Below are 16,341 nucleotides of genomic sequence, written 5' to 3'. Positions count from 1 at the left end.
CAATGGCGAGTATTCGCAAGATGCCAAACGGCCGGTGGCAGGCCCAGTTTCGACCGGTGCCGGGCGGGAAACAGATCACGAAGACCACCCGCCGAAAGATCGATGCGCAGAAGTGGCTGGACGAGCAGACAGCAGCCCTTACGACCGGCCAGTTTGTTGATCCGAAGGCGGGAAAGGTCACGTTCGCCGAGTACTTCGGTCAGTGGTCGGCTCGGCAGGTTTGGGTACCTGGTACCGAACGGGCAATGCGCCTAGCTGCTGGCTCTGTGACCTTCGGGGATGTCCCACTTAGCCGCCTTCTCCGGTCGCATGTCGAGCAGTGGGTGAAGCACATGGAGACCGAGCTACGCGGGTACGGCCGAGAAAAGGGACTCGCACCCGGCACCATCCGAACGCGCTTCAACAACGTCAGGGCAGTCCTTCGCGCTGCGGTCCGAGATCGCATCATCCCGGCGGATCCGAGCGAAGGCGTTCGTCTACCGCGTGCGCGTAAAGGCTCATCCTTGAATCTCCCGACATCGGAGGAAGTTCGAAAGCTCCTCGACTGTTCAGAGGAGCACTTCAAAATCTTCATCGCCTTGTGTGCGTTCGCCGGGCTCCGGCTGGGTGAGGCTGCGGCACTCCAGGCTGGAGACATCGATTTGGAGGCTCGGATTCTGCGGGTTACTCGACAGGTCCAGCGCGCCAACGGCAAGCAAGTGGAGATCAGAGCTCCGAAATACGGGTCTGAGCGAACCGTCTACCTCGCTGATGTCCTCGTCGAGATGCTTCGCGATTACCTGGAGAAGCATCGACCCGGAAAGGACCGAGGTCGCTGGTTGTTCGAGGGCGAGCAAGAACTCCCACCCCACCAAAACACAGTCGGCTACTGGTGGCGCAAAGCTCGTACGGCTGCCTCGTGCGAGAGCATCCGACTTCACGATCTACGCCACTTCTACGCCTCTGGCCTGATTGCGGCAGGGTGCGACGTGGTGACCGTACAGCGGGCGCTCGGGCATTCAAGCGCGACGATCACGCTGAACACCTACGCCCACCTTTGGCCGAGCGCGGCTGATCGAACGCGCAGTGCTGCGTCTGGTCTGATCGGTGATGTTCTCGGCAAGCTGCCGAGCGCCTCGGAGGACGGCGAGGATGATGATCCGCCTGCCGCCCAACTTGTACCGGCCTGATCGCTGGCAAACACAGAAGGGCCGGACTTGGGACTCCTAAGCAGGAGACCCAAGCCCGGCCCTTCGTGGCTTCGTGGGGCTTTCGCCCGCCGCCGATGACGAACAGACGACCGGCTGACGAACGACTGACGATCGCCGACCTACAGTGAGTCAATTACCAGCGGAAACGCCGCTGATCAGACGTTGAAGCGGAACTCCACGACGTCGCCGTCGGCCATGATGTAGTCCTTGCCTTCCATCCGGACCTTGCCCGCCGCCTTGGCCTCCGCCATCGAGCCGGCCGCGATCAGGTCTTCGAAGGAGACGATTTCCGCCTTGATGAAGCCCCGCTCGAAGTCGGTGTGGATCACCCCGGCTGCCTGCGGCGCCGTCCAGCCCTGGCGGATCGTCCAGGCCCGCGCCTCCTTCGGCCCGGCCGTCAAGTAGGTCTGCAGGCCCAGCGTGTGGAAGCCCGCTCGGGCCAGCGCGTTCAGGCCCGGCTCCGCCTGGCCGATCGACTCCAGCAGCTCGCGCTGGGACTCCTCGTCCAGCTCCTTGAGCTCCGCCTCGACCTTGGCGTCCAGGAACACCGCGTCGCCGGGCGCGACCAGGTCGCGCAGCTCCTTCTGCTTCGCCTCGTCGGCCAGCACGCCCTCGTCGGCGTTGAACACGTAGAGGAACGGCTTGGTGGTGAGCAGGTTGAGTTCGCGCAGGTCCGGGGTGTCCTTGCCGAGGCCTGCCGCGAACAGGGTCTTGCCGGAGTCGAGGATCTCCTTGGCCTGCTGCGCGATCTCCAGCGCCGGGCGCTTGTCCTTGTGGGTGCGCGCTTCCTTCTCCAGCCGCGGCAGCGCCTTCTCCAGCGTCTGCAGGTCGGCCAGGATCAGCTCGGTGTTGATCGTCTCGATGTCGCTGGAGGGGTCCACCCGGCCGTCGACGTGCACCACGTCGGGGTCGTCGAAGACCCGGATGACCTGGCAGATCGCGTCCGCCTCGCGGATGTTGGCGAGGAACTTGTTGCCCAGTCCCTGCCCCTCGGAGGCGCCCTTGACCAGGCCCGCGATGTCGACGAACGACACCGTGGCGGGCATCGTCTTCGCCGAGTTGAAGACCTCGGCGAGCTTGTCCAGCCGCTCGTCCGGCAGCGGCACCACGCCCACGTTCGGCTCGATGGTGGCGAACGGATAGTTCGCCGCGAGAGCGTCGTTGCTGGTCAGCGCGTTGAACAGGGTGGACTTGCCGACGTTGGGCAGCCCGACGATTCCGAGGGTGAGACTCACACCCCGAAGTCTAGGTGCTCGCTCACCAAGGCATCGGGGCCGGTCGCGCGGGGGGTGCGCGGATGCACAGCCGAACCCGGCCCGGATGCGCACCCGCGCCCCGCGAGGTCAGCCGCCGTCCTGGTCAGCCGCCGTCCAAGTCACCGCCGTCCTGGTCACCGCCGTCCTGGTCACCGCCGTCCTGGTCACCGCCCTCCAGGTCACCGCCCTCCAGGTCACCGTCCTGCTGCTCCTGCTCCTGCTGCTGGTCCTGCTGCTGCTCCGGAGCGGGTGCCGGGTCGTTGCACCCCGCCGCGACCACCAGGGCGAACGCCGCGCCGGACGCGGCGCCGAGGATCCGGAAGCCGCGCCTAGTACTGATCTTCGATCGGGTCATGCCGCGACGATAGGGATGAAACGCGCAAAATGCACTCACCTCGATCGAATTCCCCCGCGGGAGGGAGGCGGTCCCCGCCGCAGCGGGAGGTCCGCGGGCAGCGAGATCTGTCGCTGGCCCTCGTCCACCGGTGGGGGCGGATCTGGCCGCGCTGGGTTCCCGGTCTGGCGGGCCGTCCGACGCCACGCGGGCTGCTGCTCTTCGGCGGCTGGTTCGGCACCGCGCTGCTGTTCACCATGGGCCCGGCCGGCGCCACCACGGTGGTCTCCGACCTGGTGTCCGGCACACCGTTGAGCACGATCGTCGGGATGCACTATTGGCCCGGGGCGCTGTTCTACCTGAGCTGGATGTGCTGGGCGCTGGTGTTCGGGCCGTCGGTCTACCTGTACCAGCGGGCGACGCGCCGCAAGCCGTGCGGAACCTGCGATCGCGTGCCGGTCCCGCAGGGATGATGTGGCCATGCCGTCCCGCCTGATCAGACCGTTCACTGCGCGCGCCACTTACCGGCAGTGGGTGCACCTGATCCTCGGGGCCGTGCTGGCGGTGCCGTACCTCGCGGTAGCCGGGCTGGTGTGCTTGGGCCGTTGCTGGGCCTTGGATTCGGGCTCGGCCTGCCGCCTGTCGCGGTCGGCCTCGTTCAAGGGCGTTCGTCGTGCTCACCGTGGTGGCCGCTGGGTTGCTGCCGGCGACCCGGTCGCTGTCGGGCGCTGCGGCGAAATCCCTGCTCGGACTGCCGGAATCCGGCGACGCCGATACCTGGCCGGATCGGTGGCGGACCGTCTGCTGGCTCGTCGCGCACCTCGCGCTCGGCTCCGGCATCGGCCTGCTGACGCTGATCGTGCCGCCATTCATCCTGCTGCTGTTCGCCGATCCGCTGCTGGCGTTGCCGCCCGAGCTGGCCGGAATTTGGCCGTACCGGGCTTTCGGCATCGGGCAGTGGTGGGCGCCGCTGGTCGGCCTGGGCTTGATCGTCGCGGGTTTCCACCTGGTCGCGGTTGTTTGGCGCGGCTCGCCCGCTGCTGGGACCGTCCGAGCACGAGCAGTTGCGGCGGCAGGTCGAGGAGCTGTCCGAGTGGAACCGGATCGCCTCCGAACTGCATGACTCGGTCGGTCATGTGCTGAATGTCGCTGCACTGTGCAGCGAACCGAGTGCTGGACAGCGACGCCGCATTCGCGCGGGAGGCGCTCGCCGCGATCGCGGATTCGACCCGGGCCGCCCTGGCCGACCTGGACAACACACTGGGCGCTCTGCGGTCCTCCACTTTGGACGAATCGTACTGGCCGATCTCGACGACCTGATCCGCTCCACCGAACTGGGCGGACTCGAGGTGCGGCTCGACCTCCAGGGCAACGGGTTCGGTCCCGCCCCAGGTGAGCCGCGAGGGATACCGCGTGGTGCGCGAGGGCCTGACCAACACCCTGCGCCATGCGGGCCGGGTGAGGGTCGCGGTGCGGATCGCCATCAGCCCGCGCGCGTTGGACCTGGACATGACAAATCCCCTGGGCTCGTCGACTCCCCGCCGAGGGTTGGGCCTGGACGGCATCAAGCGCCGCGCACAAGCTCTGGGCGGCCACGCCGAGGGCGCCGCGAAGGGCGACAACTGGCAGCTGCAGGTGCATCTCCCCTGGTAGGGACGGGCACGGGGTCGTGAGTCTTTTGGGTTGCCATGGCGAACCGCTATTTGTGTCCCTATCGTTACCCTCGGTTTTGCGCTGTGTCGTTGGCGGGTGGATGTCTCCACCTACAAGGGAAGGGCTTGTGTCCTATTCCCGCCGACCTGGCATAGCCTAGTCAGACAGTGTCAAAAGGCACCCTACGGCCTTAGGTGAGGGTTGATGGAATTCTGCCTTGACGCTGTCTGATAACCCTTGTGGAGGTCGCTGGGCTTCCGCCGCACTGCTGTGATCTCTCGGGGCGGTTAGCTAGTCCACGGGCACGTAGCGGAGGAGGACCTGGCCCGAGGGAAAGGTGCGGTTCTCCACCAGTTCGAGCTTGACCCATTTCTCCAGCGCCGGGAAGAACGGTGTGCCGCCGCCGACCGCGACTGTAGTGACCACCACCAGGAACTCGTCCACCAGGCCGGCCCTGACCAGCGGCGCGGCCAGCGTGGCACCGGCAACCTCCATCATGCCGTCGGTCTCGGCCTTGAGCTTCCTCGCGACCTCGACCACGTCACCTCGTTCCAGGCGTGAATTCCAGTCGACCGACTCGAGGGTCTTCGAGAAGACTACTTTCGGCATCGCCCGCCACAATCGGGCGAACTCCGCTGCCACCGGAGAGATGTCGGGGGCCTGGTCTGCCGTTGGCCAGTACGCCGACATCAGCTCGTACAAGTTGCGCCCGTACAGCGACACCGCGGTGTCGCGGACCCGGTTGTTCCAGAACTGGTGCACCTCGTCGTCCGGGCCAGCCCACGGGAGCTCGCCCTTCCCGTCGACCGTGTAGCCGTCCACCGAGATGTTCATGCCGTATGTCAGTTTGCCCATGGCAGTACAGACTGCCGGGCTTGCCGAAACTCATCGCGACCCGGTGACCTCTCTTATCTCCACGTCAGCGCGGGCCCCCGCCCGACCCCACTCGGCGGCCTCCGCGCGGGAGTCGACCTCCAGCAGCCAGGAGCCGGCAGCCAGGTCACCGGCGGGTGCACGCCCGCCTGGGCCAGTTCGTCGTGGTAGTGGGACAGGTCGAGGTCGTCTCCGGCTGTCACCGCCGAGACTGGTATGCCCGGGACCCTCAATACGGAACGGGCCATCACCGCCGAAAACCATCACAACCACTTCTCCGGATAGCTCTTCGGATTCGAACCCTGCGATGAAGTGCGTTTCTTGGTTTTCCGCCCTAATTCTAAGAGTTGTTGCGCATTCGCGTACGAAGTGCCAGAGGACTTCGTCTTCTTGACGCCAGACAAACTGGACTGACCGCTGTATAGCGTCTTAGCTCAGTTCGATCGAACCGTTTCTGTGGCGATCCGAATACGTTGAATCCAAGGTTCATCGAGAACTTCGGGGCCTTCTCCGAATTGGTCGAGGAACTCTTCTCCTTGGGGATGGTCATCGTTTCGGTTATTTTTCCCCTTCTTTGGGATCATTGTTACAGCAGCTGACCAGCGGAAACGTCGACCCTCGCGCCTCGCCTAGCGTGGGCGCAAAAGGCTCGGCGGGGTGAGCGAAGCCATGAGCGTGCTGGTCGTCGATGACGAGCCGCTGATCCGGTCCGGGCTGCGCGCCCTCATCGATGCCGAACCCGACCTAACCGTCGTCGGGGAGGCCGCCGACGGCGCCGGTGCGGCGGCTGCGGCCGGACGTCGTGCTGATGGACGTCCGGATGCCCGGCGTGGACGGCATCCAGGCGACCACCGCGATCCTGGATTCGGTGCCCCGGCCGCCACGCATCGTCGTGATCACCACCTTCGAACACGATGACCACGTCTACGGCGCGCTGCGCGCCGGCGCCACCGGCTTCCTGCTGAAGCGCTGCCGACCGGAGGAACTCGCCCAGGCCAGCAGGATTGCGGCGCGCGGCGAATCGCTGCTGTTCCCGGCCGCGATCCGCCGGTTGGCCGCGCCGCACCACGCGAGCCGCCCGCAGGTCGAACTCACCGAGCGGGAAGCCGACGTCCTCCGCCTGGTGGAACGCGGGATGTCCAACAGCGAGATCGCCGCCGAGCCGTTCATCGGCGTGCAGACCGTCAAGACCCACGTCGGTAACGTGCTGGCCAAGCTCCAGGCCCGGGACCGCACGCAGGCCGTCGTGTTCGCCTACGAATCGGGTTTCGTCATCGTGTCCGATTCCCGCTAGTGGGTGCCTCCGGGTGCTGGCACCATCGGGGGCATGTTGGTGGGAACCGAGCAAGCGCTCCGGGCCGTCGCCTCGCGCGACGCGCGTTTCGACGGATGCTTCATCCACGCCGTGCGCACCACTGGTATCTACTGCCGCCCGTCGTGCCCGGCGCGCACGCCCAAGCCGGACAACAGCCTGTTCTTCCCGACCGCCGCAGCGGCGCAGGCCGCCGGGTTCCGCGCGTGCCGCCGATGCCTGCCGGACGCCGTTCCGGGGTCGCCGGAGTGGGACCTGCGCGCCGATCTCGCCGGTCGCGCTATGCGGCTGATCGCCGACGGGGTCGTGGACCGCTGCGGGGTGCGCGGGCTGGCCGACCAGCTCGGCTACTCGGAACGCCACCTGACCAGGGTGCTCACCGCGGAACTCGGTGCCGGGCCGCTCGGGCTGGCGCGGGCGCACCGGGCGCACTCGGCGCGGACCCTGATCGAAACGACCGCGATCCCGTTCGGCGACGTCGCGTTCGCGGCCGGGTTCTCCAGCCTGCGCCAGTTCAACGACACGCTGCGCGAGGTCTTCGGGGTGACCCCGACGGCGATGCGCAGCCGCGCGCATCGCAGCGCCAAGGTTCCCGGCGGCAGCGCCGGGGCCGTCCAGCTCCGCCTACCGTTCCGTGCTCCCTGCGATGTGGCCGGCGTACTGCGGTTCCTCGGCGAGCGGGCGCTGGCCGGGCTCGAAGACGCCGGACCTGACCACTACACGCGCGCCCTGCGCCTGCCGTACGGCACCGGGATCGCCACGCTCCGCCCGCACGAGAAGTACATCGCCTGCACGCTGCGGCTCACCGACCTGCGCGATCTCGGTAGCGCGGTATCGCGGCTGCGCCGCCTGCTCGACCTCGATGCCGATCCGGTCGCGATCAGCGAGGCGCTCGGCGCGGACCCGGCGCTGCGGTCGGCGGTCGCGCAAACGCCCGGGGTGCGGGTGCCGGGCAGCGTCGATGGCGCGGAGATCCTGATCCGCGCCGTGATCGGCCAGCAGATCTCGGTGGCGGCAGCCCGCAAGACGACCGAACGGCTCGTGACCGCGCTGGGCGAACCGCTGGCCCACCCAGATGGTGCGGTGACCACGCTCTTCCCGACCCCGGAAATGCTTGCGGAGCGGGTGCTGGAGGCCCTGCCGGGGCCGCGCCGGCGGGTGGAAACCGTGCGCGCGGTTGCGGAGGCCGTCGCCGGCGAACGCCTGGCACTGCACACCGGGAGAGACGAAGCCGAACTGCGGCAGGATTTGGAGAGCATCAGCGGCATCGGCCCGTGGACGTCGAGTTACGTCGCCATGCGGGTGCTGGGTGCGCCGGACGTGCTGCTGACCGGTGATCTCGCGTTGCGGCGCGGCGCCGGGATGCTCGGGCTGTCCGAAGACCCGGCCAAGATCCAGGCGCACGCGCGGCGCTGGAGCCCGTGGCGCTCCTACGCCGGGGTGCTCCTGTGGGGAGCTGCCGCCAGCGGCACGCCGCAACTGCGACTCGCCTCGTGAACCTGCCGCATCACAACGGTCTCCACGCAACGCGCTGAAGCGACCCGCCGGGAGCGGGAACACGGCGATTTCGCGCGAAATCGCCGCTCCCCCCGCGTGCGGGTTGGCGATTTCGCGCGAAATCGCCAGCCCGGGACGCCTCGAAAGAAATCGTCCACTGTGGATCGTCAGGTTCGGATTTCGAGGGTGGAACCGTCGCGGGACTTGCGGACTCGGAGGCGGACCGAGATCCGTTGGCGCATCTCCTCGACGTGGGAGACGAGGCCGACGACCCGGCCGCCAGCGCGCAGGTCGTCGAGGGTGTCCATCACGAGGTCGAGGGTGTCGGCGTCGAGCGTGCCGAAGCCCTCGTCGATGAACAGCGTGTCCAGCAGCGCGCCGCCGGTCTCGGCGGCCACGACATCGGCCAGTCCGAGAGCCAGCGAAAGCGAAGCGAGGAACGACTCGCCGCCGGAGAGCGTCTTGGCGGGGCGAACCTTGCCGGAGTAGTCGTCGAGCACGTCCAACCCGAGGCCACCGCGCGTGCCCCGCGCCCCGGCCGCGTCGGAATGCACGAACGAGTACCGCCCGCCGCTCATCCGCTGCAGTCGCCGAGTGGCCGCGATCGCGACCTCCTCCAACCGGGCGGCCAACACGTACGCGCGCAACGACATCTTTCGCGCGTTCTGCCCGCGCCCGTTGACCACGTCCGCCAACGCCTCCAGTTCGGCGTGCTCCGCCAACGCTGGCCCGAGCTTCGCCCACGCTGCGCGCAGCCGCTCCGCGAGCTGCGCGATGTCGCGCTGCCGCTGCTCGGCGCGATGCGCCAGCGCAGCTGTGCGCTCCGCCGCTTCGCGCGCGACGACTGCCTCCTCGGTGGCCCTTTCGAGGCCGACCTCGGCGTCGGCGTCGACGCCGGACAGCTCCGCGCTGGCCAGCGCTGCGCGCGCGCCCGCAGTGCGTTCTTCGACCTCGGCGAGCGCCTCGGTGAGCTGCGTGAGCCGTTCCTCGCTTCGCTCGGCGGCGAGCGAAGCGGCCACGTCGTCGAAGCCTGCCGTGGTGGCGGCTTCGGCCAGGGCGGTTTCGTGTTCGGCGAGGCGCTTTTCGGCGTCGTCCCGGGTTGTCCGGGCGGCGGCGAGTTGTTCGAGGCGAGTTGCGATGTCGAGCAGGTGCTTCCGGCGATCGGCGATGCTCGGGAAGTCGGCGCGTCCGTCGCGGAGCCTCGCCTCGCGTTCGTCCACTGTGGTCACGAGGGTGGCGTGTTCGCTGCGGGTCGCCGCGATTCGGGTGCGAACCTCGGACAGCTGCTCGCCCAGGCGCTCGGTGGATTCCTCGAGCTCGGCGAGCTGCTTGGTGCGTTGCGGCAGCTGTGCTGCGGTGTTCTGCAGCGCGTCGCGTTCGGCCCTGAGTTCGGCGAGATCGGCGGCGAGGTCCGTCTCGGTGTGTTCGCCCAGTCGTTCCGCCAGGTTCTCGACGTGCTGCTGGGCTCGTTGTGCTTCCGCGGCGGCCTTTTCGCGACGGGTTGCCGCGCGCTGCTCGGCGGTTTGGGCCTTGTCCTCGTCCTCGGCGCGCACCGGGTCGTCGATCGGTTTGCCGGGCTCGGGGTGTTCCGGCGAGCCGCAGACCGGGCACGGCTGGCCGGGCGAGAGCCGGGCCGCGAGTTCGGCGGCCATCCCGGCGAGCCTGCGGGCGCGGAGGTCTTGCAGCAGGTCGCGGGCTTGCTGGTGGGCGTCGATCGCCTGTTGCGCTCGGGCTGTGGCAGCCGCGAGTTCCTTCTGGGCATCGGGGAGTTCCCGTGCGGTCCGCAGCAGCGCCGCCACCTCGGTGCCGCGTGCTTGCACGATTTCCAACCGCGGCTCGGCGTGTTTCGCCTCGTCGACCTGCTGCCGCGCGGTGCCGATGCGGTCGGGCAACGTGGCCTGTTGCCCGACGAGCTCCGTTTCCAGGCCCTCGTCCGCGGAAATCCGCCCGGCGAGTGACGTCAGCTTCTTCCGGTCGGTTTCCTGTTGCTGCGCCTCGGGAATCAGGTGCGCGAGACCGCCTGCTTCCTCCCGCTTGGCACCTGCGAGCGAACGAAGTCCGGTCAGCGGCGTTTCGGCGTCCAACTCGCAGCTAGCTGCCGCGGCGACGACCTCGGCTCGTGCTTTGTCGCGTTCTTGCTCCGCCCGCAACGCGGCACTGCTGGCAGCGAGCACCGGAACCGCGCGTTGCGCGGCTTCCCTTTCCGCCCGCCAGGTGTCGTGCTGGTCCTGCTGTTCGCCGATCTCGGCGAGGGTCGCGTTGGCCTGCCGGACGCGGCGGACCTTCTGGGCCAGCTCGCGGCGCTCGGTCAGCTTCGTCTCGGCGTCCTCCCGCTCGCGCCGCAGGCGGGCGTGCTCCGCCTGCGCGGTCTCCATCTCGCGGACGGACCGCTTTTCGATGTCCTCCAACCAGTTCTGCTCGTCCGCGCCGGCCTCCGGCTCCGTGCCCGAGACCTGCGAAACGCGCGCGAGCAGCTCGCGGACCTGCTGGGTCTGCTCCTCGACGTCCCGGGCGCGCTCGCGGCGGCGGTCGACGAACCAGCGCTCGACCTCGCCGAACCGCTGAGTGCCGAACAGCTTCTCCAGCAGCTTCTCGCGTTCCGCGGTGTCCGAACGCAGGAACTTGGCGAACTCGCCCTGCGGCAGCATCACGACCTGGAAGAACTGGTCGACCGTCATGCCCAGCAGGCGTTGCACCGTGCGGCCGACCTCGTCGATGCGCGTCAGGCCTTCCGGCGGCTGCTCGGTGGGCGCGCCATCGACCCAGGTCAGCGAGGCCTTCGCCGGCTGCGTGGTGTAGCCGTCGCCGCGCTTCTTCGGCCGCTGATACTCGGGGCTGCGCTCCAGCCGGAGCCGCTGCCCCTGCACCGTCAGCTCCAGCACGACCTTGGTGACGGTGTCGGGCTCGGCCGTGTCGCAGCGCAGCCGCTTGACCTCACCGCGAGCGCCGGGGACCGTGCCGTAGAGGGCGAAGGCGACCGCGTCCAGCAGCGTCGTCTTGCCCGCGCCTGTGTCGCCGTGCAGGAGGAAGAGGCCGTCGGCGCCGAGCCGGTCGAAGTCCACCCGCTGGTGGTCGCGGTACGGGCCGAACGCGGTGATTTCCAGGCTGTGCAGCCTCATTTCGCACCCTCCGCCGAGGCTACGGCGCGCAGCGCCTCGTCGAGCAGCGCGCGTTCGGATTCGTTGGGTTCAGCGCCCCGGCAGTCGGCGACGAACCGGCCGGCCAGGTCGTGGTCGTCGCGACCGCGCACGATCTCGGCGTAGCGCAGCGGCGCCGTCGCGCGACCGATCGCAGGCTTCCACTCCAGGTGCACGGCGTACGGGAAGCGCTGCTGCAGCCGCCGCATCGCCTCCAGCGGGCGCACCTCATCGGTGAGGGTCGCCGAGACGTAGCACTCCTCCAGCTCGGCGTGCTCCGGCTCGTTGAGCAGGTCCTCCAGCAGCCCCTGGACCGTCGCGAGCCGCCGGGGCACCGGCAGCTCGCGCCGTTCGACACCGGCCAGGCCGTCGGCGTCCAGTTCGACCAGCCACACCGACTTGCGGTGCGCCGCTTCGGAGAACGAATACGCCAGCGGGCTGCCGGAATAGCGCAGGTGCTCGGCAAGCCGCTGCGGGCCGTGCAGGTGGCCCAACGCGACGTAGTCGACGCCGTCGAACACCGAGCCCGGCACCTGCTCGACGCCGCCGACCGCGATGGTTCGCTCCGAATCGCTGCTGTCACCACCGGTGACGAAGGCGTGCGCCAGCACCACCGAACGAGTCCCTAGTGGACGTTCGGCCAGTTCGGCGCGCACCCGGTTCATCGCCTCGGTGAGCACCGCCGTGTGGCCGCGCGATTCGATCCCGGCGCTGGCCCCGGGCACGTCGGCGCTGGCCTGCAGGGTGTGCCGAGCCGGGTCCGGTTCGAGGTACGGGATGCCGTAGAAGGCGACCGGGCCGTGCCGGTCGTCGATCACCACCGGCTCATGCAGCCGCGCGATCTGGGTGCGCAGGTGCAGTCCCCCGGCCGCGGCGAACTCGGCGAAAGCACCGACGCGGGCGGCGGAGTCGTGGTTGCCCGAGGTGACCACCAGCTGGGCGCCCGCCTCGCGGATCCGGCCGAGCACCCGCACGCAGGTCTGCACCGCCTCTCCCGAGGGCACCGCGCGATCGTAGAGATCACCGGCGATCACCACGACGTCGATCTGCTCCTCGATGACCAGGTCGGCCAGCCCACCCAGGACGGCTTCCTGATCTCCAAGCAGGTCCCGGCCGTGGAACGTCCGCCCCACGTGCCAGTCGGAGGTGTGCAGCACTCGCATGGGCCCAAAACTATCGGCGCCCCCGCCGGACATCACGGACCCCCCGCACCACTTCGGCGTGTCGCCCACCAGGAGCCCGTTTCCGCAGGTCGTCACCCGCGACCGCGTTGGACTGCCGCAACAACCCAACGGACCCACACCCACACCCACACCCCCGACCAGCTGAAACACCCGAACTAGCCGCAATTTCCAATTGAAATCGAATGTCCAATTTCAATGGAAATTGCGGTCCAACCTGACGGATCGGACGGATCCGGCATCCGGTGTCGTGTTCGCGGCGTGGCTGTGCGTGATGTTGTCGGGTGCGTCGGCCATCATTTGAGCTGCCACGGCCACTACCGGACGGAGCTCGTGTTGGGTACCGGCGTCCTGATCACCATCGTCCTCGTGCTGACGCTGCTGTTCGCGGCTGCGCTGATGCTGATCTGGCGGCTGTACGCGGACAGCGCACGTCGCACCGACGAAGCGCTGCGCATGGTCGAGACCGAACGCTCCCGCACCGCTGAGCAGCAGGCGGCTCTGCGGCGCTACGAAGTGGCGTTCGCCTCCATCACCGGTCGCGGCGAGCTCGGCGAGCAGGTCCTCGTGGAGACCGCGCGATCGTTGGGGCTGCGCGAAGGCATCCACTTCACGCTGCAGACCGACCTCGCCGGCGGCGGCTCCGCACGCCCGGACATGGTGCTGGCCGTCGGCGGCGGGCGGCAGGTCCCGGTGGACGCCAAGGCGAGCCTCGCCGTGTGGGCCGAGGCGATGGAGACAGACGACGCGGAAGAACGCACCGATGCGCTGCGGGTGCACGTCCGAAACATCCGCTCCCGCGCCACCGAGCTCGCGGGCAAGGGCTACCAGAAGTGGGCCGACGCGATCTACGGCTCGATCATGTTCGTGCCGTCCGACGCCGCCGTGATCGCCGCCCTGGACACCGACCCGCAGCTGCTCACCTGGCTACTCGGCAAGCGGGTTTTCCTCTGCGGGCCAACGGGATTCGCGGTTCTCGCGTCGGCATCGATGTTCGCCGCGACGGAACGCACGATCGCCGAGGACATCGAGCAGGTGCGCTCCCAGGCGGTCCGCGCCCAGCGTGCCGCGTCCAACGCGGTGGAAGCGGTGAACCTCTCCAGCACGCACCTACAGCGCTTCGTCTCGGCCCGCCGCCGCGAACTCGACGCGCTGGAGTCCTTCCGGAGCACGGTGCAGCCGCTGGCCGAGGCCGCGGGCTCGGGCGACGTCGGCGCCATCCGGCACGACGAAGAAGGGCTGGTCAACGGCGTCCCCGAACACACTCCCAACGGGGCGTGACGGACCGCCGCTGGTGGTTCAGACGTGGGTCTCGACGAAGGCCGCGACGGTGTCGACTATCAGGGCGTTGTGCGGGCCCTTGCCGAAGCCGTGGTCCAGCCCTTCGTAGGGGTGCAGTTCCGCCGGCACCCCCAGCCTGCGCAGGTCCCGGGCAAGGTCGAGGCTCTGGTCGATCGGGACCAGCGAGTCCGCCGTGCCCTGCTGGATGAGGAACGGCGGCTCGTCACCGGAGATGTTCTTGATCGGACTCGCCGACTCGGCCTTCCCCGGGCACTCCACCGGCATGCACCCGAGCAGTTGCCGGACGACCTTGCTCGCGTACTCCTGCATCTGCGGGTGCGCCACCTGCGCCTCGGCGCTCATGTCAACCGGCCCGAACCAATCCACCACCGCCCGGATCCCGGTCAGCCCGCCGCCCGGCTTCTCCGGATCTCCGGCCACCGCGCCCAGCTGCGACACCAGGTGACCGCCCGCCGAGGCGCCCCACAGCCCGATCCGGTCGGCGTCCAACCGCCACCGCCCGGCGCGCTGCTGCAGCCAGCGCACGGCGTCGGCGACGTCGACCACCTGCGCCGGGTACTGCGCCACACCGGTCAGCCGGTAGTCCACTGTGGCCACTGCGTAGCCGCGTTCCAAGAGGCGCTGGGCGGTCAACGACTCCGGCGCGCCGGAGTCGGCGTCCAGCGTGCGAACCCCGGCGTCCCAGCCGCCGCCGTGCACGTACACGATCAGCGGGGTCGGCGTCTCGCGCTGCTCGGGGAGGTACAGGTCGAGCTTCAGCGCGCCGGTATCGTGCTCCGCGTAGACCAGGTCACGCTGCACGCTGGCCGCGCCGAGATCGCGGGTGGCGACATCGGACGGTCGCGCTTCGTCGGCATCCGATTCGCGCGAGCACCCGGCCGCGACCACCGCCGCGAGGGCGAGACAGGCCGCTAAGACACGCCGAGTCACCGCCATCGGCCCCGCGCCTCCCCGATCTCGTTACGGCTCACCCGAATGCCTGAGCTTAACAAGTCGGTGGCACTGCATTCAGTGATCAGTGGCGGTCCGCGGCGCGCTGCTCACCTGCCAGGAAGTGCGCGATCCGCACCGTGGAGTCGTAGAGGTCCCGGTAATGCCGGAAGAACTCGTCGTAACGCTCCGTGTGCTCGGGGTCCGGCCGGACGGTCCGCGTCACCGGGTTCCAGGCCTCCGGGGCGACGGCCGTGCCGGTGCCGAGGCCCGCGAGCAGCGCGTTGCCGTACGCCGCACCGACCGTCTCGGCCGGGATCTGCTGCTCCTGACCGGTGATGTCGGAAACGATCTGGGTCCACAGCCCGCCCTGGGTGCCGCCGCCGACGGCGACCAGCCGCCGGGCCGTGCCGCCCGCTTCGGCCATCGCCGCGAGGTTGTGGCGGACCCCGAAACCGATGCCCTCCAGCGCGGCCCGGTACAGCTCGGCCCGGCCGTGGCTGGTGGTGAGCCCGGCGAGGACGCCGCGCGCGTCCGGGTCGAAGATCGGCGTCCGCTCGCCCGCGAAGTACGGCAGCAGCAACAACCCGCGGCTGCCCGCCGGCACCTTGCTCGCCTCCTCGACGAGCTGGGCGAAATCTCCGTCGACGAGGCCCCGCAGCCACTGGGTGACCGCGCCCGACGTCGCCATCCCGGCGGCCAGCGTGTACGTGTCCGGGAACGCCCCGCAGGTGCCCCAGAGCGCCGGGTGCGGTCGCACGTCCGTCAGCACCTGGACGAAGAACATCGTGGTGCCGTACATCAACATCACGTCGCCCGGCTCCCGCACCCCGACGCTGGTGGCCTCGGCCCACGCGTCCACGGTGCCCGCGGTGACGGGAAGACCTTCCGGCAGCCCGGTTTCGGCCGCCGCCTGCGCGGTGACCCGCCCGACGACCTCGGTCGGCCAGGCCAGCTCCGGCAGCGGCAGCCCCGGCGCGACCCGCTGCGCCCAGTCCGCCGACCAGTCGCGGGCCTGCAGGTCGTAGAGCGGATCGCATTGGCTGGCCGAGTGGTGGTCGAGCACGTATCGGCCGGTCAGCCGGTGCACCAGGTAGGAGCTGCACATCAGCAGCATCTCGGTGCGCTGGTAGACCTCCGGCTCGTGCTTGGCCAGCCAGCGGATCTTCGGCCCGACGGCCTGGCTGGACAGCGCCGAGCCGCCCCGGCGCAGGATCTCGTCCGCCCCGAACTCCCCGGTGAGCTCCGCGATCTCCTCGGTCGCGCGGGTGTCCACGCCGTAGAGGATGGCCGGCCGGAGCGGTTTGCCATCGCCGTCGGCGGGCAGCAGCACGGGGCCGATGCCGCTGACACCGAGCCCGGCGATCTCCCGGCCCTCGGCGGCGGGCACCAACTCCCGGGCCAGTTCCAGGAAGTCCGCCCACCACACCGATTCCGCGTCGTGCTCCACCCAGCCAGGATGCGGGTAGGAGGTCTCGTGCGGCCGGCTGGCGCGGGCGAGGATCCGCCCGTCGGTGCTGACCAGTACCCCCTTCGAACTCGCCGTGCCGATGTCGATCCCGAGCAACACCTTCTCGGCCACCTGCGCGATCCTCCTCACCAACTCGAAACCCGGAACACCAGCGATCACCGACCGCACCACGCCCGAGGTGTCCCGACGCGGTCGGGTATGCGAT

At 69.3% G+C, this 16,341-nt stretch carries 14 protein-coding genes and 1 pseudogene; 8 read left to right on the top strand and 7 right to left on the bottom strand.

The window, feature by feature from the left end; translation table 11 throughout:
• Positions 1-2: 2 nt before the first annotated feature.
• Positions 3-1,169, top strand: a complete 1,167-nt coding sequence (locus ACRXBZ_RS24620; protein WP_433881115.1) for a tyrosine-type recombinase/integrase — start codon at positions 3-5, stop codon at positions 1,167-1,169.
• A gap of 176 nt (positions 1,170-1,345) precedes the next feature.
• Here ACRXBZ_RS24620 and ychF read toward each other — a convergent pair whose 3' ends face one another.
• Both ychF and ACRXBZ_RS24610 read right to left on the bottom strand, forming a co-directional pair.
• Positions 1,346-2,425 (bottom strand): redox-regulated ATPase YchF, encoded by a 1,080-nt coding sequence (gene ychF, locus ACRXBZ_RS24615; protein WP_168586667.1) that lies wholly within the window; start codon positions 2,423-2,425, stop codon positions 1,346-1,348.
• A 124-nt stretch (positions 2,426-2,549) separates the two neighbouring features.
• On the bottom strand, positions 2,550-2,801 hold the full coding sequence (locus tag ACRXBZ_RS24610) for a hypothetical protein (RefSeq protein WP_433881114.1): 252 nt from the start codon (positions 2,799-2,801) through the stop codon (positions 2,550-2,552).
• 29 nt (positions 2,802-2,830) lie between these two features.
• On the opposite strand from ACRXBZ_RS24610, the gene ACRXBZ_RS24605 reads away from it, so the two are divergent.
• The 4 genes from ACRXBZ_RS24605 (at position 2,831) to ACRXBZ_RS24590 (ending at position 4,433) form a co-directional block, all read left to right on the top strand.
• Positions 2,831-3,253, top strand: a complete 423-nt coding sequence (locus ACRXBZ_RS24605; protein ID WP_433881113.1) for a hypothetical protein — start codon at positions 2,831-2,833, stop codon at positions 3,251-3,253.
• Between the two features lie 200 nt (positions 3,254-3,453).
• Complete coding sequence (locus ACRXBZ_RS24600) at positions 3,454-3,903, top strand: hypothetical protein (RefSeq protein WP_433881112.1); 450 nt, start codon at positions 3,454-3,456, stop codon at positions 3,901-3,903.
• Positions 3,904-3,923: 20 nt separating this feature from the next.
• Positions 3,924-4,100, top strand: a complete 177-nt coding sequence (locus ACRXBZ_RS24595; protein WP_433881111.1) for a hypothetical protein — start codon at positions 3,924-3,926, stop codon at positions 4,098-4,100.
• 72 nt (positions 4,101-4,172) lie between these two features.
• On the top strand, positions 4,173-4,433 hold the full coding sequence (locus tag ACRXBZ_RS24590) for an ATP-binding protein (RefSeq protein WP_433881110.1): 261 nt from the start codon (positions 4,173-4,175) through the stop codon (positions 4,431-4,433).
• A 291-nt stretch (positions 4,434-4,724) separates the two neighbouring features.
• Here the strand turns inward: ACRXBZ_RS24590 and ACRXBZ_RS24585 are convergent, their stop codons facing one another.
• A complete protein-coding gene (locus tag ACRXBZ_RS24585) occupies positions 4,725-5,288 on the bottom strand; it encodes a dihydrofolate reductase family protein (RefSeq protein WP_433881109.1) in 564 nt (187 codons plus the stop codon).
• A gap of 687 nt (positions 5,289-5,975) precedes the next feature.
• Here ACRXBZ_RS24585 and ACRXBZ_RS24580 point away from each other — a divergent pair.
• Positions 5,976-6,600, top strand: a pseudogene (locus ACRXBZ_RS24580) (response regulator).
• Positions 6,601-6,633: 33 nt separating this feature from the next.
• Positions 6,634-8,115 carry an AlkA N-terminal domain-containing protein gene (locus tag ACRXBZ_RS24575; RefSeq protein ID WP_433881108.1) on the top strand — a complete coding sequence of 494 codons (1,482 nt, stop codon included), beginning with the start codon at positions 6,634-6,636 and terminating at the stop codon, positions 8,113-8,115.
• A 167-nt stretch (positions 8,116-8,282) separates the two neighbouring features.
• Here the strand turns inward: ACRXBZ_RS24575 and ACRXBZ_RS24570 are convergent, their stop codons facing one another.
• Positions 8,283-11,234, bottom strand: a complete 2,952-nt coding sequence (locus tag ACRXBZ_RS24570) for an AAA family ATPase (protein ID WP_433881107.1) — start codon at positions 11,232-11,234, stop codon at positions 8,283-8,285.
• Positions 11,231-12,415, bottom strand: coding sequence for an exonuclease SbcCD subunit D (locus ACRXBZ_RS24565; protein WP_433881106.1), 1,185 nt, complete (start codon positions 12,413-12,415; stop codon positions 11,231-11,233). Before ACRXBZ_RS24565 ends, ACRXBZ_RS24570 begins: the two co-directional genes overlap by 4 nt.
• A gap of 417 nt (positions 12,416-12,832) precedes the next feature.
• Between ACRXBZ_RS24565 and ACRXBZ_RS24560 the strand changes: the two genes are divergently transcribed.
• A complete protein-coding gene (locus tag ACRXBZ_RS24560) occupies positions 12,833-13,714 on the top strand; it encodes a DNA recombination protein RmuC (protein WP_433883958.1) in 882 nt (293 codons plus the stop codon).
• Between the two features lie 18 nt (positions 13,715-13,732).
• Here ACRXBZ_RS24560 and ACRXBZ_RS24555 read toward each other — a convergent pair whose 3' ends face one another.
• The gene (locus tag ACRXBZ_RS24555; protein WP_433881105.1) at positions 13,733-14,671 is read right to left on the bottom strand and encodes an alpha/beta hydrolase fold domain-containing protein; all 939 of its coding nucleotides are present in this window, start codon (positions 14,669-14,671) and stop codon (positions 13,733-13,735) included.
• Between the two features lie 79 nt (positions 14,672-14,750).
• On the bottom strand, positions 14,751-16,247 hold the full coding sequence (locus ACRXBZ_RS24550) for an FGGY-family carbohydrate kinase (protein ID WP_433883957.1): 1,497 nt from the start codon (positions 16,245-16,247) through the stop codon (positions 14,751-14,753).
• Between the last annotated feature and the right edge of the window lie 94 nt (positions 16,248-16,341).

It is taken from the genome of Saccharopolyspora hattusasensis (assembly GCF_050972075.1).
Lineage (GTDB): Bacteria > Actinomycetota > Actinomycetes > Mycobacteriales > Pseudonocardiaceae > Saccharopolyspora > Saccharopolyspora hattusasensis.
Note: the sequence above shows the minus strand (reverse complement) of the source record. Positions and strands in the feature narration are given on the sequence as shown.